The organism is Micromonospora sp. NPDC047644 (assembly GCF_040704315.1).
In the GTDB taxonomy this organism is placed as follows: Bacteria; Actinomycetota; Actinomycetes; order Mycobacteriales; family Micromonosporaceae; genus Micromonospora.
In genome coordinates this window covers 1-24,919 of record NZ_JBEYSY010000029.1, presented here as the reverse complement: position 1 = coordinate 24,919, position 24,919 = coordinate 1, and the positions used below count along the sequence as shown (strand labels likewise).

Here is a 24,919-nt window from a genome sequence, read left to right as displayed (position 1 = left end):
CCGACCTGAAGGAGAGACTAGCCTGATGGGCGTGACACGCCGCGCGAAGATCGTCTGCACTCTTGGCCCCGCCACCTCGTCCCCGGAGCGCATCCGGGGTCTCGTCGAGGCCGGCATGAACGTGGCGAGGCTCAACTTCAGCCACGGCAGCCACGCCGACCACGAGGCGGTCTACCGACTGGTTCGGGAAGCTTCGGAGGCAACGGGCAAGCCGGTCGCCGTCCTCGCCGACCTGCAGGGCCCCAAGATCCGGCTGGGTCGGTTCGCCGACGGCCCCCACGAGTGGCGCACCGGTGACACCGTCGTCATCACCGGCGACGACGTCCTCGGCACCAAGGAGCGGGTCTCCTGCACCTACACCAAGCTGCCGCAGGAGGTGAAGCCCGGTGACCGGCTGCTGATCGACGACGGTCGGGTCGCCGTCGAGGTCACCGACGTCACCGGCAACGACATCCGCTGCCTCGTCACCGAGGGCGGCCCGGTCTCCAACAACAAGGGCGTGTCGCTGCCCAACGTGGCGGTCAGCGTGCCCGCCATGTCGGACAAGGACGCCGAGGACCTGCGCTTCTCCCTGGGTCTCGGCGTCGACCTGGTGGCGCTCTCCTTCGTCCGCTCGGCCGAGGACATCAAGCTCGTGCACGGGATCATGGCCGAGGAGGGCGTGTTCCGGCCGGTGCTCGCCAAGGTCGAGAAGCCCGAGGCGGTCGAGCACCTGGAGGCCATCGTGCTGGCCTTCGACGGCGTCATGGTCGCCCGTGGTGACCTCGGTGTCGAGATGCCGCTGGACGAGGTCCCGCTGGTGCAGAAGCGCGCTGTGCAGCTGTGCCGGGAGAACGCCAAGCCCGTCATCGTGGCCACCCAGATGCTCGACTCCATGATCGAGAACTCTCGCCCCACCCGCGCGGAGGCCTCCGACGTCGCCAACGCGGTGCTCGACGGCGCGGACGCGGTCATGCTCTCCGGCGAGACCAGCGTCGGCAAGTATCCGGTGCTCACCGTCAGCACCATGGCCAAGATCGTGACGACCACCGAAGCCGGTTCCATCGGGGTGCCGCGCCTGCAGCACGACCCGCGTACCCACGGTGGCGCCCTCACGGTGGCCGCCTCGTCGATCGCCCGCGCCATCAACGCCAAGGCGCTCGTCGCGTTCTCGCAGACCGGCGACACCGTGCGACGGCTGTCCCGCCTGCACTGCGACCTGCCGCTGCTGGCCTTCACGCCGGTCCCCGAGGTGCGCGACCAGCTCGCCCTCACCTGGGGCGTGGAGACCTTCCTGATGCCGTTCGTGCAGCACACCGACGACATGTTCCGCCAGGTCGACCAGGCGCTGCTCGGCCTCGACCGGGCCAACCCCGGTGACTACGTGGTGATCGTCGCGGGTAGCCCGCCCGGCACCCCCGGTTCGACCAACACGCTGCGCGTACACCAGCTCGGTTCGCTGGTCGACGCCGCGTCGGCGCGGGCCCTGCAGTGAGCGACGGTCGGGTCGCGGTCGGCCAGGCGGCGGTTGACCAGCTGCTGGAAGTGCTCGATCTCGACCCGACCGGCGAGATGACCTTCCGGGGGATGAGCCCCCAGGTCGGCCCACAACGGGTGTACGGCGGCCAGGTCGCCGGTCAGGCACTGGTCGCCGCCGGCCGCACCGTCGACCCGGAGCGGTTCGTGCACTCGCTGCACGGCTACTTCGTCCGCCCCGGCGACCCGGTCGAACCGATCGCGTACGAGGTGGAGAACATCCGCGACGGTCGGTCCTTCTCGGTCCGCCGAGCGGTGGCCCTCCAGCACGGCAAGCCGATCTTCTTCATGTCGGCGTCGTTCCAGCGGGCCGAGGAGGGCTTGGACCACCAGGCCCCGGCCCCGCTGGACGTACCCCCGCCGCAGGACGTGCCGACGATGGCCGACCGGCTCTCCCGCTACCCGGAGCGGCTGGGCATCTGGGGGCAGATCCCACGACCGATCGACGTGCGCTACGTGGGTGAGCCAGGCTGGGTCCGCCCCGGCGACCGGCCCGCCGACCCGCACCAGCGCGTCTGGATGCGCATCGACGGCAAACTGCCCGACGACCCCCTGCTGCACGCCTGCGCGCTCACCTACGCCTCGGACCTCACCCTGCTGGACTCGGTGCTCTCCGCTCACGGCGAGGTGTGGGGGCCGGGCGGGTTGGTCGGCGCGAGCCTGGACCACGCGCTGTGGTTCCACCGGCCGTTCCGGGCCGACGAGTGGTTCCTCTACGACTGCCTGAGCCCGTCGGCGTCCGGGGCGCGCGGGCTGGCCACCGGCCGGATGTTCACCACGGACGGCCGGCAGATCGCCAGCGCCGTCCAGGAGGGTCTGCTGCGCCGCGTCGGCGCCTGAGGCTGTCGCTCGGCCTGGCCCGGCGGCCTGTCGCTCGCCCTGGCCGGGCGGCATGTCGCTCGGCGTGACCCGGCAGCCCGTGGTTCGGCCTGCCCCGGTCGCCTGCCGCTCGGCCTGCCCGGCGGCCTGTCGCTCGTCCCCGCCAGGCAACTGGCGGGGATGACGCGGTTCAGGCCTGGTAGATGGCCTCGCCGGCGATCTCGATCTGCACCGTCTTGCCGACCAGCACCCCGCCGCTCTCCAGGGCGACGTTCCAGAGCAGACCGTAGTCCTCACGGTTCAGCTCGGCCGAGGCGCTGAAACCGAAGATGTTCTGCCCGTACGGATCCTGACGGGCACCACCAAAATTCACCGCCAGGTCGACGGGTCGGGTGATCCCCTTCACTGTCAACTCACCGGTGAGGACGAATCGTCCGGGAATAGCGTCGGACTGCGGCGGAACAATGTGACTTCGGCCTCGCCCGCCCAACCGATGGTTGCGTAGACGCGCCCACTGGAATATGGGGTCCTCGCTGCCCTGCCACTTAATACCCGTGCTTCGATATTCGAGGGTGGGGAATCGCTCCACGTCGAGGAAGTCGGCACTCTTCAGATGTGTGTCCCGGTCGAGACTTCCGGTAGTGATGCTGGCCGACATGATGGTTGCCGTCACCGAGGAGAGCAGCGGGTCCTCCGCCACGAAGATCTCCGCTGTGGCCTCGGCGAACTCGCCGCGCACCGGGCTGACCATCATGTGCCGGGACAGGAAACCGATCCGCTTGTGCGCCTGATCGAGAAGATAGGTGCCGGCCACCGGGATGGTCATGCCGTCCCAGGTGCGGGTGGCGATATCGGTCATCGTGTTGCCTTCCCCCCGAGCGCAGCCGGGTGTTTATCAATATGGTGCTGGCGGCCGGGTTAACGGCCAGACATTCGTACTCACGCCCAGCATAGGGACGCTCCGGCCCGGCATTTCCGCCGCCACCGCACGGTGGATCATGACGTGGGTCGCGAGTCTCGACCGGCGGCCGTCCATCGGTTCCGGACGGGCGGCGGCGGCGCTACTTCCGATCGATGCGTGGCCGATCGGCCGAGGGTCGCCCGCCCGCCCGGTCAGCCAGCGACTAACCTTGCCGACATGCGCCTCTCCGCTCGGGTCGACTATGCCCTCCGCGCGGCCGCCGAGCTCGCCGCGACGGCCAGCGGCCCCGGGCGCGGCCGGCCGGTGACGGCCGACCAGATCGCCCGCGCCCAGGAGATCCCGCCGAAGTTCCTGGAGAGCATCCTTCTCCAACTGCGCCGGGGCGGCATCGTGCACGCCCAGCGCGGCCCGGAGGGCGGCTACTGGCTGGCCCGCCCCGCCGAGGAGATCTCCCTCGCCGAGGTCATCCGGGTGATCGACGGGCCCCTCGCCCACGTACGCGGACAACGCCCCGAGCAGCTCGGCTACCACGGCCCGGCACAGGCCCTGCAGGAAGTCTGGATCGCGCTACGGGCCAGCGAGCGGGAGATCCTGGAGCTGGTCAGCATCGCTGACGTCGCCGCCGGCACCCTGCCCGCGCGGGTCACCGAGCTGGCCGCCGACCCCCGCGCCTGGATCTGAACGCCGGCTCGCCTCCCGGCCACACGTCGGATCCCTGCCCCGGTGTGCCGGGGTTGCCGCCGCCCGGTTGCCGGTCCTGCGTCACGACCCGCTGACCCTGCGCACCGTCCGGTCGTGTCCCATCCACCGATCGGGGGCTTGACCCTGGCTGCTCCATCCCGCATTGTCGACCAAGTCGATAGGAGATGCCGAAAAGTCTGGGGGCGCTCGTGCGCAAGCTGTTGGTCCTCGCTCTGGTCGGGCTCGTCGCGCAACTGATCGATGGTTCGCTCGGCATGGCATACGGCTTGACCTCGTCCACTCTGCTGCTGGTCGCCGGGGTCGCCCCGGCCGCCGCCTCGGCCTCTGTGCACCTGGCCGAGATCGGCACCACGCTCGCCGCCGGGGTGGCGCACTGGCGATTCGGCAACGTCGACTGGCGGGTGGTGACCCGCATCGCCCTACCCGGTGCCATCGGCGCCTTCTTCGGCGCCACCCTGCTCAGCTCCATCTCCACCGAGGCCGCGGCACCGTGGATGGCCGGCATCCTCTTCACGCTCGGCGCGTACCTCCTGATCCGCTTCGCCCGACCACTGCGCACCGCCCGGGTCGGCGGACGGCTCCGCGGTCGCTTCCTCGGCCCCCTGGGCCTGGTCGCCGGCTTCGTCGACGCGACCGGCGGCGGCGGATGGGGCCCGGTGGCCACCCCCGCGCTGCTGGTCTCCGGCCGCATGGAACCCCGCAAGGTGATCGGCTCCGTGGACACCGCCGAGTTCGTCGTGGCCGGCGCGGCCAGCATCGGCTTCCTGATCGGGCTGGGCTCGGAGGGCTTCCTGCTCCCCACCGTCGCCGCACTGCTCATCGGTGGCCTCATCGCCGCCCCGCTGGCCGCCTGGCTGGTGCGAATCGTGCCCGCCCAACTGCTCGGCGCGGCAGTCGGCGGCGTGATCGTACTGACCAACGCCCGCACCCTGATCCGCTCCGCCGAACTGGACGGTCCGGCCCGCCCCGCCCTGTACGCCCTGCTGGCCGCCGGCTGGCTGGCCGCCCTGGTGTTGGCCGTGCGCGCCCTGCGCCGTACCCGCCGAGCCCGCGCCGCCGCCGCTGCCGGTGTTCCCGCCGTTCCCGCCGCCGGTGTTCCCGCCGCCGTCGCTCCCGCCGCCGTCTCCGACGCTGCGTCCGTCGGCGAGGTCCCTGCTGATCTGGCCGCAACGGGTACGTCCACCCCACGCTGAACCCGCGTTGCGCCCACCCACCCGCCGATGCCGGCTCACCACGTCGTCATCGCCGCGCCCATCGCCGCCAAGGTCACGCAACATCCTGGATGTAGTGGCATCCCGGCTCGCCGTGGCCACTACATCCAGGATCGAGCGTGACCTTGGCGGTGGTGGGTGCCCTGGGTCCTGGCCGGGGCGGGTCGGGCACGGCGTGCGTCGCCAAGATCCGCACAACATCAGGGTTGTTGCTGCCTTCCGCGCGGCGGAGGCAGCAACATCGGCGATGTTGCGGAGATCTTGGCGCGCAAAGCGGTGCTGGTGCGCGGTGCGGGGGTGGGTGCGCGGCGCAGGTGCGGGGGAGGGGGATGGGGTGACGGCGGGTCAGGGGGTGAGCAGGGTGGTGGCCGTCTCGGAGAGCAGGGTCCAGGCTTCGTCGGTGTGCGCCTCGGTGGTCTGGGGTGAGCCGACCGCCAGTCGCAGCGTGTAGCGGCCGGCGACCCGGGTGTGCGTGAGGTGCACGCGTCCGGTGGCGTTCACCGAGGCCAGCAACGCCGCGTTGGTGTCGTCGTCGGCGCGCAGTCGGAAGCAGACCAGTGAGAACGGGTGCGCCGCGGCCACCTCGAACCGGTCGTCGGCGCGGACCCGCGCGGCGAACCGTTCGGCCAGCGCCACCCCGGAGCGGATGTGCGCCCGCAGCCCTTCGACGCCGTACCAGCGCAGCACGAACCACAGCTTGAGGGACCGGAACCGCCGGCCCAGCGGCACCTGCCAGTCCCGATAGTCGATCACCGCGCCGGAGTCGGAGGCCGCGTTGCGCAGGAACTCCGGCAGTACGGTCAGCGCCTCGATCAGTTCGGCGCGGTCGGCCACCCAGAACGCGTCGCAGTCGAAGCCGGTGAGCAGCCACTTGTGCGGGTCGAAGCAGTAGGAGTCGGCGTACTCCAGGCCGGCGTGGGTCCATCGCAGTTCGGGGCAGACGGCGGCGGCGCCCGCGTACGCGGCGTCCACGTGCAGCCAGATCCGGTACTGGGCGCAGATGGCGCCGATCTCCGGCAGTGGGTCGACGGCGGTGGTGGAGGTGGTGCCGATGGTCGCCACCACGATGGCGGGCACGTCACCGGCGGCCAGGTCGGCTTCGATGGCGGCTCGCAGCGCGCCCGGCAGCATCGCCTGGGTGTCCGGGTCCACCGCGACCGACCGGGTTCCGTCGCTGCCCAGCCCGGCGATCCGTACCGCCTTCTCGATGGACGAGTGCCCGTGGATGGAGGTGTAGGCGCGGTAGCGTCGGTCGATCCCGGTGTGCCGCCAGCGTCCGCCGCTGGCCCGGTGCAGTGCGGCCAGGGTGGCCACGAGGGTCGCCGAGGAGGCCGAGTCCTGGATGACCCCACCGCCGGCGCTGGTGGAGCGGAACCGCTGTGGCAGGTCCATCAGGTGGGCCAGCCAGTCCATCATCACCGTTTCCAGCTCGGTGCAGGCCGGGCTGGAGGCCCAGAGCATTCCCTGTACGCCGAGGCCGGAGCTGACCAGGTCGCCGAGCACGCTCGGGCCGGAGGTGTTGCCGGGGAAGTAGCCGAAGAAGCCCGGGTGCTGCCAGTGGGTCAGCCCCGGTACGACGATCGAGTCCAGGTCGGCGAGGATCGCCTCGACCGGTTCGCGGCCGCTGGTGGGCGGCTCGGTGGGAAGGGCGGCGGCCACTGTGCCCGGTGGGTCGGCCGGGGCGACCGGTCGTTGCTCGACTGTCGCCCAGTAGTCGGCGATCCAGTCGACGACGGCGTGGCCGGCGCGGCGGAATTCAGCAGGGTCCATGTGGTGAACGCTCACCCGGACGAGTTGATCAGGCATCCATCACCGAGGCAAGAGCGAGACACCACGCAGGCAGGAGCCAGACGCCACCGAGGCAAGCGGGAGACGCCACGAAGGCAGGAGCGAGAAGCCACCCGAGGCAGGAGCGGAACTCGCAACCAAGCGATGCTGATCGATGTTGCATGTCGGAAAGCGCTTGCCATACGATTCGCGGTGAGTCGGATCCGTGAGTTCCAGGGCGTTCCACCCCGATCAGATCGCCGTCCGCCGCCGTCGCGGTGAGTTGGTCCACAGTGCTTCCCGGGCAGAGCCGGTGGGTCGTGGCGATCACCACCGGATCCCCGGAGGCAGCGCATGCACCCGTCCAGACATCGGCTGATCCTGCTCGCGGCCACCACGGCGGCCACCGTCGTGGCCGGCACCCTCGGTACGGTCGTCGCCTCGGCCGCCGCCGTCGGCTGCCGGGTCGACTACCAGATCACCAATCAGTGGCAGGGCGGCTTCGGCGCCAACGTCACCGTCACCAACCTCGGCGACCCGGTCAACGGGTGGGCCGTCACCTGGTCGTACGCCGCGGGCCAGCAGGTCACCCAGGCGTGGAACGCCGCCGTCACCCAGTCCGGCGCCCAGGTGAGCGCGCGCAATGTCGATCACAACGCCGCCATCGCCACGAACGGCAGCGCGTCGTTCGGCTTCAACGGTTCGTGGACGGGCAGCAACCCGGTGCCGGGCAGCTTCGCGCTCAACGGCACCACCTGCACCGGCGCCCCACCCACCGACGAGCCGACCACGCCGCCACCGACCACGCCGCCACCGACGGACCCGCCGCCGACCACCCCGCCACCCACCACGCCGCCTCCGAGCGCCGGGCGGGTCCAGATGGAGAAGCTGGACCGGGGGCTGGTCAGCCTCCGCTCCGGCAGCGGCAACCTGGTCTCCTGGCGGCTGCTCGGCACCGAGACCTCCGGGGTGGCGTTCAACCTCTACCGGGGGTCCACCAAGGTCAACGCCAGCCCGATCACCGGTGCCACCAACTACCTCGACAGCGGCGCGGCGGCCGGTTCGGCGTACACGGTGCGGGCCGTGCTGGGCGGCGTCGAGCAGGCGGCGTCGGCACCGGCGTTGCAGTTCGGCGCGGGCTACCTGGACGTGCCGTTGCAGGTCCCGACCGGGGGCACCACCCCGAGCGGGGAGAGCTACTCGTACAGCGCCAACGACGCCTCGGTGGGTGACCTCAACGGCGACGGCAGCTACGAGATCGTGCTCAAGTGGGACCCGTCGAACGCCAAGGACAACTCCCAGTCCGGCTACACCGGCAACGTCTACGTCGACGCGTACACCCTCAGCGGCACCCGGCTGTGGCGCATCGACCTGGGCCGCAACATCCGGGCCGGCGCCCACTACACCCAGTTCCAGGTGTACGACTACGACGGCGACGGCCGCGCCGAGGTGGCCATGAAGACCGCTGACGGCACCCGCTCCGGCACCGGTCAGCTCATCGGTTCGTCGTCGGCGGATTACCGCAACTCCAGCGGTTACGTGTTGTCCGGCCCGGAGTACCTGACCATGTTCAACGGGCAGACCGGCGCGATCGCCTCCACCGTCAGCTACGACCCGCCACGCGGCACCGTGTCGTCCTGGGGCGACTCGTACGGCAACCGGGTGGACCGGTTCCTCGCCGGCACCGCGTACCTGGACGGGCAGCGGCCCTCGCTGATCATGGCTCGGGGCTACTACACCCGCGCGGTGATCGCCGCCTGGGACTTCCGCAACGGCAGCCTGACCAAGCGCTGGACGTTCGACTCGAACGCCTCCGGCAACGGCGCCGCCGCGGGTCAGGGCAACCACCAGCTCTCCGTGGCCGACGTCGACGCCGACGGTCGCCAGGAGATCGTGTACGGGGCCGCCACCATCGACGACAACGGCCGGCTGCTGCACTCGACCGGCAACGGCCACGGTGACGCCATGCACGTGGGGGACCTGGACCCGGGCCGCGCCGGCCTGGAGGTGTTCAAGGTCGACGAGGACGGCAGCAAGCCCAGCTCGTACTTCGCCGACGCCCGCACCGGTCAGGTCCTCTGGTCCACACCCGCGTCCGGCGACAACGGCCGGGGTGTCTCCGCGGACATCTGGGCGGGCAGCCCCGGCGCGGAGTCGTGGTCGTCAGCGGTCGCCGGGCTGGCCAACACCAGGGGGCAGAACGTGGGACGCAAGCCGTCCTCGGCCAACTTCCTCGCCTGGTGGGACGGCGACCCGGTGCGGGAACTACTCGACGGCACGAAGATCGACAAGTACGGCACCGGCGGCGAGACGCGGCTGCTCGACGGCAGCGGGGTGGCGTCCAACAACGGCACCAAGTCCACGCCGGCGCTCTCCGGCGACATCCTGGGCGACTGGCGCGAGGAGGTGATCTGGCGGACCACCGACAGCCGGGCGCTGCGCATCTACAGCACACCCACCCTGACCAGCACCCGGATCTACACCCTGATGCACGACCCGCAGTATCGGGTGGCGATCGCGTGGCAGAACACCGCCTACAACCAACCGCCGCACCCGGGGTTCTTCGTCGGCAACGGAATGAACACCCCACCGACGCCGGACATTCACCTACGTTGATGAAAACCCTGGCGGTCCGGAACGGGGTCGCCTAGGGTGGCAGGCACCGGGCCGCAGCCGCGGAATCCGCTCAGCTCCGGCCCGGTGCTCCACACCGCGGCACTCCCAACCCGTCCCGACCGGGAATGCCGTACCACCACCGGAACCAACATTAGGCACCGTCCGGGTCGGCGGGGTGACGCTGACGTGAAGATCGTGTTTCACGCGTCCCGGCGTAGACCGCCCGCCACCTGCTCGGCGATCAACTCGTACGACCGCACCCGGTCCTTCACGTCGTACACCAGCGTGGTCAGCATCAGCTCGTCCGCGCCGGTGCGCTCCACCAGCTCGGTCAGCTGCCGACGCACCGTCTCCGGCGATCCCATCGCCTGGCCGTCACGGCGTGCCAGCACGAACTCCCGCTCGATCTCCGAGTACGGGTAGGCCGCCGCCTCGTCGGGCGTGGACAGCGGCTCCGGCCGCCCGGAGCGCAGCTTCAGGAACGACAGGGCACTCGGCCCGGCCAACCACTCGGCCCGCTCGTCGGTCTCCGCGCACACCGCGTTGACGGCCACCATCGCGTACGGCTTGTCCAGCCACTGCGACGGCCGGAAGTTCTGCCGGTACAGGGCCAACGCCGGCAGGGTGTTCTGCGAGCTGAAGTGGTGCGCGAAGGAGAACGGCAGACCGAGCAGACCGGCGAGCTGGGCGCTGAAACCGCTGGAGCCCAACAGCCACACGGCCGGCTGCTCACCGTGGCCCGGCGTGGCGATGATCTGCCCCGGCTTCTCCCCGCTGAAGTAGTTCATCAGGTCCGTCAGCTCGCGCGGGAAACCCTCCGCCGACAGGCCCTCCATGGTGCGCCGCAACGCCAGCGCGGTCACCTGGTCGGTGCCCGGCGCCCGCCCGATGCCCAGGTCGATCCGACCCGGGTGCAGCGCCTCCAGGGTGCCGAACTGCTCGGCCACCACCAGCGGCGCGTGGTTGGGCAGCATCACCCCACCCGAGCCCAGCCGGATCGTCGAGGTGTTGGCCGCCAGGTGCGCCAGCAGCACCGCGGGGGCGGAGCTGGCGATCGCCGGCATGTTGTGGTGCTCGGCCACCCAGAACCGGTGGTAGCCCAACTCCTCGGTGCGGCGGGCCAACTCGGTGGTGGCCTGCAGCGCCGCGCCGGCGGTGGTGCCCTTGGCGACCGGGGCAAGATCAAGAACAGACAACGGTACGGTGATCACACGGTCAGCCAACCCGCCAGCGGCCGGCTTTGTTCCACCATGCGGGTTTTCGTCGGCCACCTCACCCGCCGCTCAGCCCATCCCGCGCGCCTGCTCGAAGATCAGGCTGGTCTGCGTGTGCTGCACCACCGGGTCCACCGCCAGGTGGTCCAGCACGAAGTCCCGCAACGCGTCACCGGACGCCGCCCGCACATGCAGCACGTAGTCCTCCGCGCCGGCCACGTGGAACACCGACACCACCCCCGGCAGCCGCACCGACCGGGCCCGAAACCCGTCCACCGCCGCCCGCTCGTGCGCGGTCAACCGCACCGACACCAACGCCTGCAACGGCAGACCGAGCGCCGCCGGATCCACCTCGGCGTGGAAACCACGGATCGCGCCGCGCTCGCGCAGCGCCCGGGTACGCGTCAGGCACGTCGACGGCGCCACACCCACCCGCTCAGCGAGGGCGTTGTTCGGCAGTCGGCCGTCCGCCGCCAGCTCGGTCAGGATCGCGCGGTCCACCTCGTCCAGGGCCGGATACGGCCGCAGATCATTCGGCTCAGGGGGCATGGTGCCATCCTCGCCCGAACCCAAAGCGGAAACCAAGCCGTTCAACAGAATGATATGCCGAACTATTGATTGTCAGGCGGCAGATATTCGAGGCTACCGACCATGACAGCGATGGACACCCGGGCCGTACACGCCGGCCGCGACGACCTGCGCACCCTCGGCGTGCACGTACCACCCATCGACCTGTCGACCACCAACCCACTGCCCTCCGTCGACGACGGCGGCGCCGCCTACGAGCAACTCGCCACCGGCGGCACCCTCCCCGCCGACGGCGGCGCCGTCTACCAACGGCTCTGGAACCCCACCGTCGCCCGCTTCGAGGGCGCCCTCGCCGAGCTGGAAGGCACCACCCAGGCCGTCGCCTTCGCCAGCGGAATGGCCGCCCTCACCGCCACCCTGCTCGCCGCCACCCGCGACGACCGCCGCCACGTCGTCGCCGTCCGACCCCTCTACGGCGGCACCGACCACGTCCTCGCCACCGGCCTGCTCGGCACCACCGTCACCTGGACGCGCCCCGACGAGGTCGCCACCGCCATCCGCCCCGACACCGCACTGGTCATCGTCGAGACACCCGCCAACCCCACCCTCGACCTGATCGACATCGCCGCCCTCGCCGCCGCGGCCGGCGACACCCCCCTGCTGGTCGACAACACCGTCGCCACCCCCGTACTGCAACAACCCGCCCGACACGGCGCCACCCTCGTCCTGCACAGCGCCACCAAGAGCATCGGCGGACACGGCGACGTCCTCGCCGGCGTCGTCGCCTGCGACGACACCTGGGCCATGCGCCTACGCCAGGTCCGCGCCGTCACCGGCGCGATCCTGCACCCCCTCGGCGGCTACCTGCTGCACCGCGGCCTGCAAACCCTGCCGCTGCGGGTCCGCGCCCAACAGGCAACCGCCGAGAAACTCGCCGGCTGGCTCGCCAACCACCCCTCCGTACACCGGGTGCACCACCCCTCGGTGCACGACCCGGCGGCGCTGGTCGGGCGACAGATGTCCGGACCCGGCAGCCTGCTCGCCTTCGAGGTACGCGGCGGCGCGCCCACCGCCGCCGCCGTCGCCGGCGCCTGCCGGCTCGTCACCCACGCGGTGTCCCTCGGCGGCGTCGACACCCTCATCCAGCACCCCGCCTCGCTCACCCACCGGCCCGTCGACGGCGACGCCAAACCCGCAGCCGGTCTGCTGCGGCTCTCGGTCGGCCTCGAAGACCCCGAAGACCTGCGCGCCGACCTCGCCCAGGCCCTCGACACGATCGCCTGATCAGCGCAGCTCGCGGTTGCCCAACACCCGAACCGGCGACCCCTGCCGAGCCACCCGCAGCATCGCCCGACCGATCCCGTCGGTCGTGGTGACCTGATTCGGCAGCAACCGTCGCAGCACCGGAAACAGCGGACGGGTCACCGCGTACCCGAACCGGTACCACCGCGTCTTCGACACCGCCCCGTGGGTCGGCTGAATGAACCCCGGCCGCGCCGCGTACCCGTTCGGCAGCAACTCCATGATCGCGTTCTCGGTGCGGCCCTTGACCCGCGCCCACATCACCCGACCCCGACCCGACGAATCGGTCCCGACCCCCGAGACGTAGACAAACGTGACCCGCGGGCTCACCTCGGCCAACAACCGGGCGGCGGCGACCGGGTAGTCGAAACTGATCCGCGTGTACGCGGCCTCATCCAGGCCCAACGACGACACACCCAGGCAGTAGAAACACGCGTCCACACCGGACAACTCGGCGCGCACGCCCGCCAACTCGCCCACGTCCGCGACAGTCAGCTCGCGCAGCTTCGGATCCGGTCGGCCCGTCGGACGCCGGCCGACCGTCACGACCTCCCGAAGGTCGTCGGCGAGCAGGCACTCCCGCAACACACCCTGACCGACCATGCCGGTCGCACCGAAGATGACCACCCGCATCAGATCCACCCCTGTCATCGGTCGCACCACAGGCTCCCACGATCGGCATGACCGCTGACGCCCGGGGAAAGCCGCTCCGGCCGACAACGCCGAACCGACAGACAGGGACGAACATGCCGTTCATCACCGCGGGCACCGAAAACAACACCGCCATCGACATCTACTACGAGGACCACGGCTCCGGCCAACCCATCGTGCTCATCCACGGCTTCCCCTTCAACGGCGCCACCATGGAGAAGCTCGCCAACCCCCTGCTGAACGCCGGTTACCGGGTCATCACCTACGACCGTCGCGGATTCGGGGCCTCCAGCCAACCCGACACCGGATACGACTACGACACCCGGCGGCCGACCTCGACACTCTCATGACGGAGCTGGACCTACGCGACACCATCCTCGCCGGCCACTCCATGGGCACCGGCGAGGTGACCCGCTACCTCAGCAGGTACGGCGTCGACCGGGTCAGCCGGGGAATCCTGCTGGCCCCCCTCGCGCCGTTCCTGCGCAAGACCGCGGACAACCCCGACGGCGTCGACGGCAGCGTCTTCGACGGCTTCAGGCAGGCCATCGCGGCCGACCGGTTCGCCTACCTCACCGCCTTCTGCACCAGCTTCTTCAACTACGACCAGACCAAGGGCCAGCAGGTCAGCGAGGAAGCGTTCAGGGCGCACCAGGCCATCGGCGCGCAGGCCTCCGCCCGCGCCATGTACCAGTGCATCGACGCCATCACCACCGACTTCCGCGCCGACGTGCCCCGGCTCGACCTCCCGATCCTCATCGTTCAGGGCGACCAGGACGCCGTGCTGCCCTACCCGCTGACCGGCCAACGGCTCGCCCCGATGCTGCCCGACGGCACCCTCGTCACCCTCAAGGGCGCCCCGCACGGCATCCCGTGGACCCACGCCGACGAGGTCACCAAGGCGATCATGGACTTCATCGGCACACCGGCCATGGCTCGCGCCTGACCGACGGTCACGACTTCGGGCCGACGTGCCGGTCGAGCGCGACGACAGCGCCGCGCCGCGCCACCGAGAGGCAGTTGCGCCGGTTCATCCGCCAGGCGATGCCGAGCAGGTCGAGGCCCCACTGGCAGAGCCGCATGATGTCGGCCGACTCGTTGACGAACATGTACCGCGGGTAGACGTAGTGCCGGCCTCTCGTCGTGACCCGGTTGGCGACGCGGCAGCCGTCGGAGTGGAACAGCCCGCGCAGGAAGTCGCCGGGGTGCTGTTCGATGATCGGTCGTTGCCAGTCGGCGAGGACGATCGGTCGATTGTGCTTCTTGCCGGGACCGTGCTGCGGGAGCAGACAGGGCCAGTGGAGGCCGTAACTCTGCACGCCCACGCAACCCTGCTTCTGGACGCGCTGAACCTTCGAGGCCAACACGGCTCGCATGGCCACATCGCACGCTTCGATGAGCCCGGGCCAAGCATCGGAACAGTAGATGCGCAACACCGGAACACGTGCCGTCGTCACGAGGTGACCGTCGCCCAGGTAGAGACCGACCAGGTAGGCGTAGGCGGCGGGGTCTGTCGGACTGTCGACACCGTCACGACAGCGGAAGCACCGGAGCTGGGTGCCCTGGACCTTCGCCTCAGGCCGGTCGTTGCACCAGTGCCACACCGTCCGGTAGGGCAGCCCGACAGCCCGGGCGGTGTCGGCGACAGAGCCGCCCGCGAGGAAGAACTGCCGCGCACGGGCACGGATCTCAGGTGGATGCACGAGACCATGCTCGAACACCCGTACGACATGAATTTGTGCCCTCGGTGGGATTCGAACCCACACTGTATGGAGTTTGAGACCATTGCCTGCTGCCAGTTGGGCTACGAGGGCGCTTCCCTGATTCAGCCCTGACAGGATACCCACTACGCTGAAGGCGGTGACACCCGGCTGGGCGGGTGCCTCGTTCGAACTGGTGGGGGTAGGGCTGGTGGCTGAGACGCCGACGGATGCCGAGCGTAGGCGCGTACTGATCGCCGAGGACGAGGCGCTGATCCGGCTGGACCTCGCCGAGATGCTCGTCGAAGAGGGGTACGAGGTGGTGGGGGAGGCCGGTGACGGCGAGACAGCCGTACGCCTCGCCGAGGAGCTGAAGCCCGACCTCGTCATTCTCGACATCAAGATGCCGATCATGGATGGGCTGGCCGCCGCCGAGCGTATCGCCGGTGCCCGGATCGCCCCGGTGATCATCCTGACCGCGTTCAGCCAGCGCGATCTGGTGGAGCGGGCGCGGGCGGCGGGCGCGATGGCGTACCTGGTGAAGCCCTTCCAGAAGAGCGACCTGGTCCCGGCGGTGGAGATCGCGCTGTCGCGGTACTCGGAGGTTGCGGCCCTGGAGGCGGAGGTCGCGAGCCTGACCGACCGCCTGGAGATCCGTAAGTCGGTGGAGCGCGCGAAGGGCGCGCTGATGACCACGTACGGCATGACCGAGCCGCAGGCGTTCAAGTGGATTCAGCGCACGGCGATGGACCACCGGATGACCATGAAAGAGGTTGCCGAGCGGATCCTCGCGGAGACCGCCGGCGGCGAGGTGACCCTGCCGGCACCCTGACCGGCATCGAACCGTGTCGAGGCGGATGGGGGCGGTGCTCGGCGTTCTCGCCGTGCTGGTGGCGTCTTGTGGGTCCTCGGCCTGTCCCGACTCTCCGGAGCCGCTTCCGGTCCGGCCGGCCTGGCAGTCGGTGGTTCTGCCGGACACGCCGGGTGTGCCGGGTCGACCGGTGGTGCGCGACGCCACGGCCTGTTCCGGCCGGTGGTACGTGGTCGGCGGTGTGGTCGATTCGGCCGGGGACACCCACCCGGCGGCCTGGACCAGCCCGGACGCCAGTTCCTGGGTGCCGCTGCCGACGGCGCCGGTGACGTTCTACGGCCGAGGACACGTGCTCTCCGCGGCGGCCTGCCGGGACGGACGGTTGGCGGCGGTCGGGGCGAAGAGCGGGGGCGCGCACGGCAATCCCCGCACCGGCACCTGGAGGCAGGCGTCGGACGGCACGCTGCACGAGGTGGATGCGCCCTTCGAGCGGTACGCCGGGCCGCGAGCGGTCACCGTGGCGCGGCTGGCGGCGGGGCCGCGGGGCTGGTTGATCGCCGGTAGTCGGATCGACGGTGCGGCGGTCTGGGTCTCCTCGGACGCGGCCGGGTTCGCGCTGGTGGAGGGGGCGCCGGAGCTGGCCGGTGACGAGCGGGGGCGGACGGCGGCGTACGACGCGGTGGCGGTGCCGTCGGGCTGGCTGGTGGTGGGTGCGGTGCTGCCGCCCGGGGGTACGGCGCTGACGCCGCTGGCCTGGTCCTCGGCGGACGGCCGGAGTTGGCGGCGGGCCGCCCTGCCGGTGGTGGACGGGTGGGGGCAGGCGCAGCGGGTGGCGGTGCCGGGTGGCGTGCCGGTGGCGGTCGGGCCGGTCCGGGCTGGTTTCGGCAGTTGGCGGCTGACGACGGAGGGCTGGCGGCCGGCGGGCGGGTTCGGTGCGGTCGGACCGGGTGTGGCGGCGGCGGCTGGGCTGGTGGCCGTCGGGCGGAGGTTGGTGGCGGTGACGAGGGATGGGGACCGTCACGCACTGTGGCTCTCCGTCGATGTGGGTGAGTCGTGGCGGCCGGTGAGCGTGCCGTGGTCCGTGCCGGACAGCGGAGACACGGCGGTCTCGGTGACCTCGACTGGAGATCGACTGCTGCTGGTGGCTGACGATGGAGAGGCGTCGCGTGCCTGGTGGGCGGGGGTTTCGGGCCTCGATCGGTAGCCGCCGGAAGTCCGCTGGACAGTGCCGACGAAACGAAGGTGAAAAAGCTTCGCAACCGAAGGTTCTTACAGGGATCGTTTCCAATCCGCCACGGCGTGTAACGGTTCGGTCAACCCGCTCGCTTGGGGCTTACGTCACAGCTCCACGGTGGGATAACGTCCGGCCCCAGACCGGCGACGACGGTCTGGTTCGTCCGCCCCCGCAAGGGCCAATAGCCAGCGGGTGGTTCGGACCATGGGACGAGGAGGGTTCGGGCCTTGAGGCAAAAGCTCGCGCGCGTTATCGGTGGGGTCGCCATGGTGGCGCTCGTCGCCGGCGGAACCGCATGCTCCAGTGGCGACGATTCGGCAGGCGGCGGCGGTGACGCCTGCGGCAGCAAGATCGCGTTCTTCGGCGCGCTGACCGGCAGCTCGGCCGCGCTCGGCATCAACGAGAACAACGGTGTCAAGCTCGCCGTCGACAAGTACAACAAGGAAAACGCCGACTGCAAGGTCGAGCTGGCCTCGCTGGACTCGCAGGGCAGCCCGGACCAGGCGCCTGGTCTGGCGCAGAAGGCGATCGACGACACCAAGATCCTCGGCGTCATCGGCCCGGCCTACTCGGGTGAGTCCGAGGCCGCCGGCCCGCTGTTCAACGAGGCCGGCCTGGTGACCATCACCCCGTCCGCGACCCGGCCGAGCCTGGCCGACCAGAAGTGGAAGACCTTCTTCCGCGCGGTCGGCAACGACTACAGCCAGGGCCCGGCGGCCGGCAGCTACATGAAGAACGTGATGAAGGCCGACAAGGTCTACGTCATCGACGACCAGTCCGCGTACGGCGCCGGCCTGGCCGACGAGGTCAAGAAGGTGCTCGGCCCGGCGGTCGTCGGCTCGGACAAGGTCCAGGGCGAGGGCAAGCAGACCGAGTTCTCCGGTGTGGTCACCAAGGTCAAGGCCGCCAACGTGAAGGCGATCTTCTACGGCGGTTACTACCAGGAGGCCGGCCTGATCCGTAAGCAGCTCACCGCTGCCGGGGTCACCGCGCCGCTGGTCGCCGGTGACGGCGTCAACGACGGTGCGTACATCACCTCCGCCGGCCAGGCGGCGGCTGAGGGCACGATCCTCACCTGCCCGTGCCAGCCGGCCGCCGAGGCCCGGGGCACCTTCGTTGAGGAGTTCAAGGCCCTCAACGGCACCGAGCCGGGCACCTACAGCGACACCGCCTACGACGCGGCGAACATCCTGCTGGCCGGTATCAAGGCTGGCAAGACCACCCGTGAGGGCCTGCTGGAGTTCGTGAAGGGCTACAGCGGCGAGGGTGTCGCGGCGAGCTACAAGTTCACCGAGACCGGTGAGCTGGACCCGGCTCAGGTCAAGGTCTGGGCCTTCAAGGTCACCGGCGGCAAGGTTGTCCCGGACCAGGAGATCCCGAAGTCCTGATGTTGGTCGCTGCTTCGGCGATTGAGTTGTGATCGCGGGTGCGGCCGGGAGCTGCTCGCTCCCGGCCGCACCCCAATTTTCTCTCCAGACGTGATGGAGCGTCCCTCCCTTGGACTTCAATGGACTGTTCTCCAACTTCGGGGAACTCACCACGACCGGCCTGACCCAGGGCGCGATCTACGCCCTGGTCGCGCTCGGATACACGCTGGTCTACGGCGTGCTGAGACTCATCAACTTCGCTCACTCCGAGGTCTTCATCGCTGGCGCGTTCGCGGCGATCTGGACCTGGAACGGCTTTGGACTCGACCAGAACTCACAGGTCAGCGGGGTTGGATCGATCCTGTTCTACCTGCTGGTGGCGATGATCGTCGCCGCCATCGCCTCGGCGGGCACCGCGACGGTGATCGAGCGGGTGGCGTACCGGCCGTTGCGTAAGCGCAACGCCCCGCCGCTGGCCTTCCTGATCACCGCGATCGGCGCCTCGATCGCGATCTCCGAGGCCTTCGGCATCTGGACCCGCCGACTGCCGGAGGGCGCGCCCAGTCTGGTGAGCAGCAAGCCGCTGTTCCACCTCTTCGGCGTGCCGATCGACTCGGTGCAACTGCTGACGATCGGCGCGGCGCTGCTGATGATGGTCCTGCTGGACCTCTTCATCAACCGCAGCCGTACCGGTCGGGGCATCCGGGCCGTGGCCCAGGACGCCAACACCGCCGCGCTGATGGGTGTGAACAAGGACCGGATCATCCTGATGGTCTTCATCACCGGTGGCGCCATGGCCGGAGTGGCCGGTCTGCTGTACGACGTGCGGATCCAGACCCTGACCTACAGCGTCGGCTTCCTGTTGGGCCTCAAGGCCTTCACCGCCGCGGTGCTGGGTGGTATCGGCAACCTGCGCGGCGCGCTGATCGGTGGCCTGCTGCTGGGCGTGGTGGAGAACTACGCCGCCGGTCTGTTCGGCAGTCAGTGGAAGGACTTCGCCGCCTTCGCGGTGTTGGTGGTGCTGCTGATGTTCCGGCCGACCGGTCTGCTGGGCGAATCGCTGGGGAGGGCACGGGCATGACGACCGTCCTGGAGAGGGTGCGCTCCGGTCGCGAGGCGGCCGGAGAACGGTGGCGCGGCGCGCCGCGCTGGGTGCGTTGGGCGTTGCTGGTCGCGGTGATCGCGTTCTTCTACGCGCTGCCGAACAAGGAGTTCTACCAGTATCTCGGGCCGATTCCGACCCCTGGCGCGAACTTCACGCAGGTGCTGTTCACCGTCTCGATCTACGTGCTGCTGGCCGTCGGGTTGAACATCGTGGTCGGTTTCGCCGGCCTGCTCGACCTGGGCTACTTCGGCTTCTTCGCGGTCGGCGCGTACACCGTCGCGGTGTTGACGTCGCCGAGCAGCAACCTCAAGACGCTCTGGCCGTGGCTGCTGGTGGTGCCGCTGGCGATCGGGTTGACCATGCTCTCGGGTGTGATGCTCGGTACGCCGACGTTGCGTCTGCGCGGTGACTACCTGGCGATCGTGACGCTCGGCTTCGCCGAGATGATCCGGATCGCCGCGGTCAGTTCGGAGTTCCTCAAGGGTCAGCGGGGCTTCAACCAGATCCCGCACCCGCCCGGCAAGTACGCCGACGGCAAGCCGTTCTTCGGTGTGCTGGATGCCCGTCCGTACTACTGGCTGGTGCTCACGCTGATCATCCTGGTGGTGATCGGTGTGCGGAACCTGACGCACAGTCGGGTCGGCCGGGCCTGGATCTCGATCCGGGAGGACGAGGACGCCGCGCAGCTGATGGGTGTGCCGACGTTCAAGTTCAAGCTCTGGGCGTTCGCCTCGGGTGCCGCGATCGCCGGTCTGGCCGGCGCGCTCTTCGCGGGTAAGCAGAACTTCGTCAACTCGCAGAACTTCGAGCTGCTCAACTCGATCATCATCCTGGCGGCGGTGATCTTCGGTGGTTCGGGCAACATCGTCGGCGCGATCGTCGGTGGTGGCCTGGTGGCGTACATGATCGAGCGGTTCCGCGGCATCGAGCTGTTCGGTGTGGAGCTGTACGAGTACCGGTTCCTGATCTTCGGTCTGGTCCTCGTGGTGATGATGATCTTCCGGCCGGAAGGCCTGATTCCGAACCGACGACGGGCGGCGGAGTTCAAAGACCGTCGCAAGGAGGTGATCGTCGGTGAGTGACACCGATCAGACGCCGGCTGTTCCGGCGCAGGCGGGCGCGCCGGCGGTGGAGGCGGTCCCCAGCCGGGAGCCGCTGCTGGAGGTCGACGACGTCACGCTGCGCTTCGGCGGCGTGGTCGCGCTCGACAACGTCAACTTCACCCTCTACAAGGGGGAGATCCTCGGGCTGATCGGCCCGAACGGCGCTGGCAAGACCACCTGCTTCAATGCGATGACCGGTATCTACCAGCCCACCAAGGGCGAGATCCGGTTCCGTGGCGGCAAGATCAGCGGGAAGAAGCGCCACCAGATCACCCAGATGGGTATGGCCCGGACGTTCCAGAACATCCGCCTGTTCCCCGAGATGACCGCCCTGGAGAACGTCCAGGTCGGCGCGGACGCGCACCACAAGACCAGCGTGGTCTCCGCCCTGTTCCGGTTGCCCCGGCACCGGCGCGAGGAGCGTGAGGGACGGGAGAAGGCCGAGCGGCTGCTGGAGTTCGTCGGCATCCGGCACCGGATGCACGAGTTTGCCCGCAACCTCTCCTACGGGGAGCAGCGGCGGCTGGAGATCGCCCGGGCGCTGGCCACCGACCCGGTGCTGCTCTGCCTGGACGAGCCGGCCGCCGGCTTCAACCCGGCGGAGAAGGAGGAGCTGCTCCAGCTCATCCGGCAGGTCCGGGACACCGGCGTGACCGTGCTGCTGATCGAGCACGACATGCGCCTGGTCATGGGCGTCACTGACCGGATCGTCGTGCTGGAGTTCGGAAAGAAGATCGCCGAGGGGCTGCCCGCCGAGGTGCGGGACAACCCGAAGGTGGTCGCGGCGTACCTGGGGGTGCCGGACGATGTTGCTTGAGATCGACGATGTGAGCCTGCTCTACGGGCGGATCCAGGCGTTGCACGGCATCAGCCTGACCGTGGCCGAGGGGGAGATCGTCGCGCTGATCGGCGCCAACGGCGCCGGGAAGTCGACCACCATGCGGGCGATCTCCGGGATTCGGCCGATCGCCACCGGCAGCATCCGCTTCGAGGGTGAGGACATCTCCAAGCTCCGAGCAGATCTGCGGGTCCGGCGGGGGCTCTGCCAGGCGCCCGAGGGCCGGGGGATCTTCCCCGGCATGTCGGTGCTCGAGAACCTGGACATGGGGGCGTACACCCGGCGTGACCGCGCCGGGATCGCCGAGGACCTGGCCCGGGTGCTCGACCTCTTCCCTCGGCTGGCGGAGCGGCGTAAGCAGGCCGGCGGTACCCTGTCCGGCGGCGAGCAGCAGATGCTGGCCGTCGGCAGGGCGTTGATGAGTCGGCCCAAGCTGCTGTTGCTCGACGAGCCCTCGATGGGGTTGGCGCCGATGCTGATCCAGCAGATCTTCGACATCATCAAGGAGATCAACGAGCAGGGCACCACCGTCCTGCTGGTGGAGCAGAACGCGCAGCAGGCGCTGGCCCGAGCGCACCGGGCGTACGTGCTCGAGACCGGCCGGATCGTCAAGTCCGGAACCGGTGCCGAGCTGCTGCACGACCCGGCGGTCAAAGAGGCATACCTCGGCGTGGCCTGAGCGGCCGTCACACCCCTCACGCAAGGAGTGCAGAAATGTTCATTACCAACGGTGCCCGGCGGGCGGCGCTCGGTGCCGCCAGCGCGGCGCTGGTCGCCCTCTCGCTGACGGCGTGCGGGGAGAAGGAGAACAGCGGCTCGTCCGGTGCCGGCCCGACCGTCACCGCGGCGGCCGACTCGGCGCTGGCCGGGAAGGTGCCCGACGCCATCAAGAGCGACGGTGTGATCAAGGTCGGCACCGACTCGACGTACGCTCCGGCGGAGTTCCTGGACCAGGACGGCAAGACGGTGGTCGGCTTCGACGTGGAGCTGTTCAACGCGGTGGCGCAGAAGCTCGGCCTCAAGGCCGAGTACGAGTCGGCGCCGTTCGACGCGATCCTGCCCGGTGTCGACTCCGGCAAGTACGAGATCGGTGTGTCGTCGTTCACGATCAACGCCGAGCGCCTCGCGAGCGTCAACATGGTGAGCTACTTCGCCGCCGGCACCCAGTGGGTGACCAAGGCCGGCAACGCGGCCAAGGTCGACATTGACAACGCCTGCGGCAAGAAGATCGCCGTGCAGACCGGCACCGTGCAGGTCGACGACATCACCGCCCGGTCGAAGAAGTGCACCACCGGCGGCAAGCCGGCGATCACCATCGACCAGTACCAGGCGCAGAGCGACGCCACGGCCGCCGTGTTCAGCGGCAAGAACGACGCCATGCTGGCCGACTCGCCGGTCGGGGCGTACGCGGTGAAGCAGAGCAACGGTTCGCTGGAGTTGCTCGGCGACATCTACGAGTCCGCCCCGTACGGCTACGCGGTCAAGAAGGACCAGACCGCCTTCGCCGAGGCGCTCAAGGAGGCCGTCCAAGCGGTCATCGCTGACGGCTCGTACCAGACCGCGTTGAAGAAGTGGGGCGTCGAGGGCGGCGCCATCACCTCCTCGGCGTTGAACCCCGCCAACTGACGCATGTCATCGGAAACGGACACAACCGAACGGGCACGGCCGGAACCCATCCAGGCCGTGCCCGTCCGGCATCCCGGGCGTTGGGTCGCGGTCGCCGTGATCGGGGTGCTGGTGGCCATGTTCGTCCACCTGCTGGTGACGAACAAGGCGTTCAACTGGGCTTTCATGGTCGACGAGATGTTCCGACCGCCGATCATGGAGGGTCTGCGCGGCACGCTCGCGCTGACCGTGCTCGCGATGCTGATCGGCGTCAGTCTCGGCGTCGTCGTCGCCATCATGCGGTTGTCGGAGAACCCGATCCTGCGGGGCGTCTCCTGGGCGTACACCTGGTTCTTCCGGGCCGTGCCCCGGCTGGTGCTGGCGATCCTCTTCGGCAACCTCGGCATCCTCTGGGCCCGGATCGAGTTCGGTCTCCCGTTCGATCGGCAGATCGGCGCGCTCTTCGGCGTCGACGACTTCGAGGCACGGCTGTTCGGCTTCTCCGCGCTGGAGATCCTCACGGGATTCGTCGCCGGCATGCTGGCGCTCGGGCTCTCCGAGGCGGCGTACATGGCCGAGATCGTCCGGGCCGGGATCCAGTCGGTGGACGAGGGGCAGACCGAGGCGGCGCAGGCGCTGGGCCTGAGCCGTACCCAGATCCTGCGCCGCATCGTGCTGCCGCAGGCGATGCGGGTGATCATCCCGCCGACCGGCAACGAGACCATCGCGATGCTCAAGGACACCTCGCTGGTGGCCTTCGTGCCGGTCTCCACCGAGCTGTTCTTCCAGCTCAAGGCCGTGGGTAACCGGACCTTCCAGGTCTTCCCGATGTACGTGGCCGCCTGCCTGTGGTACCTGCTGCTGACCAGCGTGCTGCTCGTCGGGCAGTACTACCTGGAGCGACACTTCTCCAGGGGGTTCGGCAGGAGCGCCCAAGCGAAGATCAGACTGCGCGGGATCACCGCTGAGGCCGGCGGTAGCGCGAGCGAGGCGGGTCGGTGATGACGCAGGTGACGACACCGGCGGAGGCCGCGGAAACGGCCGGCGACGGCGTGATGGTCCGCGCCGAGCAGGTGCACAAGTCGTTCGGGTCGGTGGAGGTGCTCAAGGGCATCGACCTGGAGGTCCGCAGCGGCGAGGTCTGTTGTCTGCTCGGACCCTCCGGCTCGGGCAAGTCGACGTTCCTGCGCTGCATCAACCATCTGGAGAAGATCAACGCCGGCCGGATCCGGGTGGACGGCGACCTGATCGGCTACCGGGAGCGCGGCGGCAAACTGCACGAGATGCGGGAGAAGGAGATCGCCGCCCAGCGCCGCGCCATCGGCATGGTGTTCCAGCGGTTCAACCTCTTTCCGCACATGACCGCCCTGCAGAACGTCGCCGAGGCGCCGGTGCTGTTGGGCCGGGAGCGCAAGGCCGCCGCCCGGGACCGGGCCGCCGCGCTGCTCGACCGGGTCGGGCTCGGCGACAAGCTGGGCAACTACCCCGGTCAGCTCTCCGGCGGGCAGCAGCAGCGCGTGGCCATCGCTCGGGCGTTGGCGATGCAGCCGAAGCTGATGCTCTTCGACGAGCCCACCAGCGCGCTGGACCCGGAGCTGGTCGGCGAGGTGCTCGACGTGATGAAGGATCTGGCCCGCGACGGCATGACGATGATCGTGGTGACCCATGAGATCGGGTTCGCCCGGGAGGTCGGCGACTCGCTGGTCTTCATGGACGACGGTGTGGTGGTGGAGTCCGGCGCGCCGCGCGAGGTGATCGCCAACCCCCAGCACGACCGGACGAAGGCGTTCCTGGCCAAGGTGCTCTGAGCCCGGGAGTCAGGAACTCCTGGGTGACCCGGCGGTCAAGGAGGCTGTGGCCTGACAGCCACTGCCGCACGAACGAGTCGGCCGGTGAGGGGTACCCCTCA

The 24,919-nt window shown here is 69.7% G+C and carries 22 protein-coding genes, 1 tRNA gene and 1 pseudogene; 17 read left to right on the top strand and 7 right to left on the bottom strand.

What is annotated here, in order from left to right:
• Positions 1-25 precede the first annotated feature (25 nt).
• Both pyk and AB0877_RS30855 read left to right on the top strand, forming a co-directional pair.
• Positions 26-1,474 (top strand): pyruvate kinase, encoded by a 1,449-nt coding sequence (gene pyk, locus AB0877_RS30860; protein WP_366613246.1) that lies wholly within the window; start codon positions 26-28, stop codon positions 1,472-1,474.
• Entirely contained in the window at positions 1,471-2,355 is an 885-nt protein-coding gene (locus tag AB0877_RS30855; RefSeq protein ID WP_366613244.1) for an acyl-CoA thioesterase II, read from the top strand. The genes pyk and AB0877_RS30855 overlap by 4 nt, the downstream gene beginning before the upstream one ends.
• 169 nt (positions 2,356-2,524) lie before the next feature.
• On the opposite strand, the gene AB0877_RS30850 is transcribed toward AB0877_RS30855, so the two are convergent.
• Positions 2,525-3,193 (bottom strand): YceI family protein, encoded by a 669-nt coding sequence (locus AB0877_RS30850; protein WP_366613242.1) that lies wholly within the window; start codon positions 3,191-3,193, stop codon positions 2,525-2,527.
• Positions 3,194-3,472: 279 nt separating this feature from the next.
• On the opposite strand from AB0877_RS30850, the gene AB0877_RS30845 reads away from it, so the two are divergent.
• Positions 3,473-3,937, top strand: a complete 465-nt coding sequence (locus AB0877_RS30845; protein WP_366613240.1) for an Rrf2 family transcriptional regulator — start codon at positions 3,473-3,475, stop codon at positions 3,935-3,937.
• A 209-nt stretch (positions 3,938-4,146) separates the two neighbouring features.
• A complete protein-coding gene (locus tag AB0877_RS30840) occupies positions 4,147-5,151 on the top strand; it encodes a sulfite exporter TauE/SafE family protein (RefSeq protein ID WP_366613266.1) in 1,005 nt (334 codons plus the stop codon).
• Between the two features lie 363 nt (positions 5,152-5,514).
• On the opposite strand, the gene AB0877_RS30835 is transcribed toward AB0877_RS30840, so the two are convergent.
• On the bottom strand, positions 5,515-6,939 hold the full coding sequence (locus AB0877_RS30835; protein WP_366613238.1) for a pyridoxal-dependent decarboxylase: 1,425 nt from the start codon (positions 6,937-6,939) through the stop codon (positions 5,515-5,517).
• A 351-nt stretch (positions 6,940-7,290) separates the two neighbouring features.
• Between AB0877_RS30835 and AB0877_RS30830 the strand changes: the two genes are divergently transcribed.
• Positions 7,291-9,552 carry a cellulose binding domain-containing protein gene (locus tag AB0877_RS30830; protein ID WP_366613236.1) on the top strand — a complete coding sequence of 754 codons (2,262 nt, stop codon included), beginning with the start codon at positions 7,291-7,293 and terminating at the stop codon, positions 9,550-9,552.
• Positions 9,553-9,752: 200 nt separating this feature from the next.
• Here AB0877_RS30830 and AB0877_RS30825 read toward each other — a convergent pair whose 3' ends face one another.
• Together AB0877_RS30825 and AB0877_RS30820 are read right to left on the bottom strand one after the other, a co-directional pair.
• Entirely contained in the window at positions 9,753-10,763 is a 1,011-nt protein-coding gene (locus tag AB0877_RS30825) for an LLM class flavin-dependent oxidoreductase (protein WP_366613234.1), read from the bottom strand.
• Positions 10,764-10,835: 72 nt separating this feature from the next.
• Positions 10,836-11,315, bottom strand: a complete 480-nt coding sequence (locus AB0877_RS30820; protein WP_366613232.1) for an Lrp/AsnC family transcriptional regulator — start codon at positions 11,313-11,315, stop codon at positions 10,836-10,838.
• A 111-nt stretch (positions 11,316-11,426) separates the two neighbouring features.
• Here AB0877_RS30820 and AB0877_RS30815 point away from each other — a divergent pair, with 111 nt between their 5' ends.
• Complete coding sequence (locus tag AB0877_RS30815) at positions 11,427-12,578, top strand: PLP-dependent transferase (protein ID WP_366613264.1); 1,152 nt, start codon at positions 11,427-11,429, stop codon at positions 12,576-12,578.
• On the opposite strand, the gene AB0877_RS30810 is transcribed toward AB0877_RS30815, so the two are convergent.
• On the bottom strand, positions 12,579-13,247 hold the full coding sequence (locus AB0877_RS30810) for an epimerase (RefSeq protein WP_366613230.1): 669 nt from the start codon (positions 13,245-13,247) through the stop codon (positions 12,579-12,581). It abuts the gene before it with no gap.
• Positions 13,248-13,342: 95 nt separating this feature from the next.
• On the opposite strand from AB0877_RS30810, the pseudogene AB0877_RS30805 reads away from it, so the two are divergent.
• Positions 13,343-14,193 (top strand): annotated as a pseudogene (locus tag AB0877_RS30805) (alpha/beta hydrolase).
• 7 nt (positions 14,194-14,200) lie between these two features.
• Here the strand turns inward: AB0877_RS30805 and AB0877_RS30800 are convergent.
• Entirely contained in the window at positions 14,201-14,950 is a 750-nt protein-coding gene (locus AB0877_RS30800) for a transcriptional regulator (protein ID WP_366613228.1), read from the bottom strand.
• 36 nt (positions 14,951-14,986) lie between these two features.
• Positions 14,987-15,061 (bottom strand) — tRNA-Leu (locus AB0877_RS30795).
• A gap of 97 nt (positions 15,062-15,158) precedes the next feature.
• On the opposite strand from AB0877_RS30795, the gene AB0877_RS30790 reads away from it, so the two are divergent.
• The 10 genes from AB0877_RS30790 (at position 15,159) to AB0877_RS30745 (ending at position 24,818) form a co-directional block, all read left to right on the top strand.
• A complete protein-coding gene (locus AB0877_RS30790) occupies positions 15,159-15,779 on the top strand; it encodes a response regulator (RefSeq protein ID WP_091408093.1) in 621 nt (206 codons plus the stop codon).
• Positions 15,780-15,792: 13 nt separating this feature from the next.
• Positions 15,793-16,962, top strand: a complete 1,170-nt coding sequence (locus AB0877_RS30785) for a hypothetical protein (RefSeq protein ID WP_366613226.1) — start codon at positions 15,793-15,795, stop codon at positions 16,960-16,962.
• 257 nt (positions 16,963-17,219) lie between these two features.
• Entirely contained in the window at positions 17,220-18,380 is a 1,161-nt protein-coding gene (locus tag AB0877_RS30780; protein ID WP_366613224.1) for a branched-chain amino acid ABC transporter substrate-binding protein, read from the top strand.
• A 109-nt stretch (positions 18,381-18,489) separates the two neighbouring features.
• Positions 18,490-19,440 carry a branched-chain amino acid ABC transporter permease gene (locus tag AB0877_RS30775; RefSeq protein WP_112582681.1) on the top strand — a complete coding sequence of 317 codons (951 nt, stop codon included), beginning with the start codon at positions 18,490-18,492 and terminating at the stop codon, positions 19,438-19,440.
• Positions 19,437-20,546 carry a branched-chain amino acid ABC transporter permease gene (locus AB0877_RS30770; protein WP_112582680.1) on the top strand — a complete coding sequence of 370 codons (1,110 nt, stop codon included), beginning with the start codon at positions 19,437-19,439 and terminating at the stop codon, positions 20,544-20,546. Before AB0877_RS30775 ends, AB0877_RS30770 begins: the two co-directional genes overlap by 4 nt.
• Before the next feature lie 46 nt (positions 20,547-20,592).
• Positions 20,593-21,384, top strand: a complete 792-nt coding sequence (locus AB0877_RS30765) for an ABC transporter ATP-binding protein (RefSeq protein WP_366613262.1) — start codon at positions 20,593-20,595, stop codon at positions 21,382-21,384.
• On the top strand, positions 21,374-22,084 hold the full coding sequence (locus AB0877_RS30760) for an ABC transporter ATP-binding protein (protein WP_366613221.1): 711 nt from the start codon (positions 21,374-21,376) through the stop codon (positions 22,082-22,084). Before AB0877_RS30765 ends, AB0877_RS30760 begins: the two co-directional genes overlap by 11 nt.
• A 35-nt stretch (positions 22,085-22,119) precedes the next feature.
• On the top strand, positions 22,120-23,031 hold the full coding sequence (locus AB0877_RS30755; RefSeq protein ID WP_366613219.1) for an ABC transporter substrate-binding protein: 912 nt from the start codon (positions 22,120-22,122) through the stop codon (positions 23,029-23,031).
• Positions 23,032-23,034: 3 nt separating this feature from the next.
• On the top strand, positions 23,035-24,012 hold the full coding sequence (locus tag AB0877_RS30750; RefSeq protein ID WP_355007595.1) for an amino acid ABC transporter permease: 978 nt from the start codon (positions 23,035-23,037) through the stop codon (positions 24,010-24,012).
• A complete protein-coding gene (locus tag AB0877_RS30745; protein ID WP_366613217.1) occupies positions 24,012-24,818 on the top strand; it encodes an amino acid ABC transporter ATP-binding protein in 807 nt (268 codons plus the stop codon). The genes AB0877_RS30750 and AB0877_RS30745 overlap by 1 nt, the downstream gene beginning before the upstream one ends.
• Positions 24,819-24,919 lie beyond the last annotated feature (101 nt).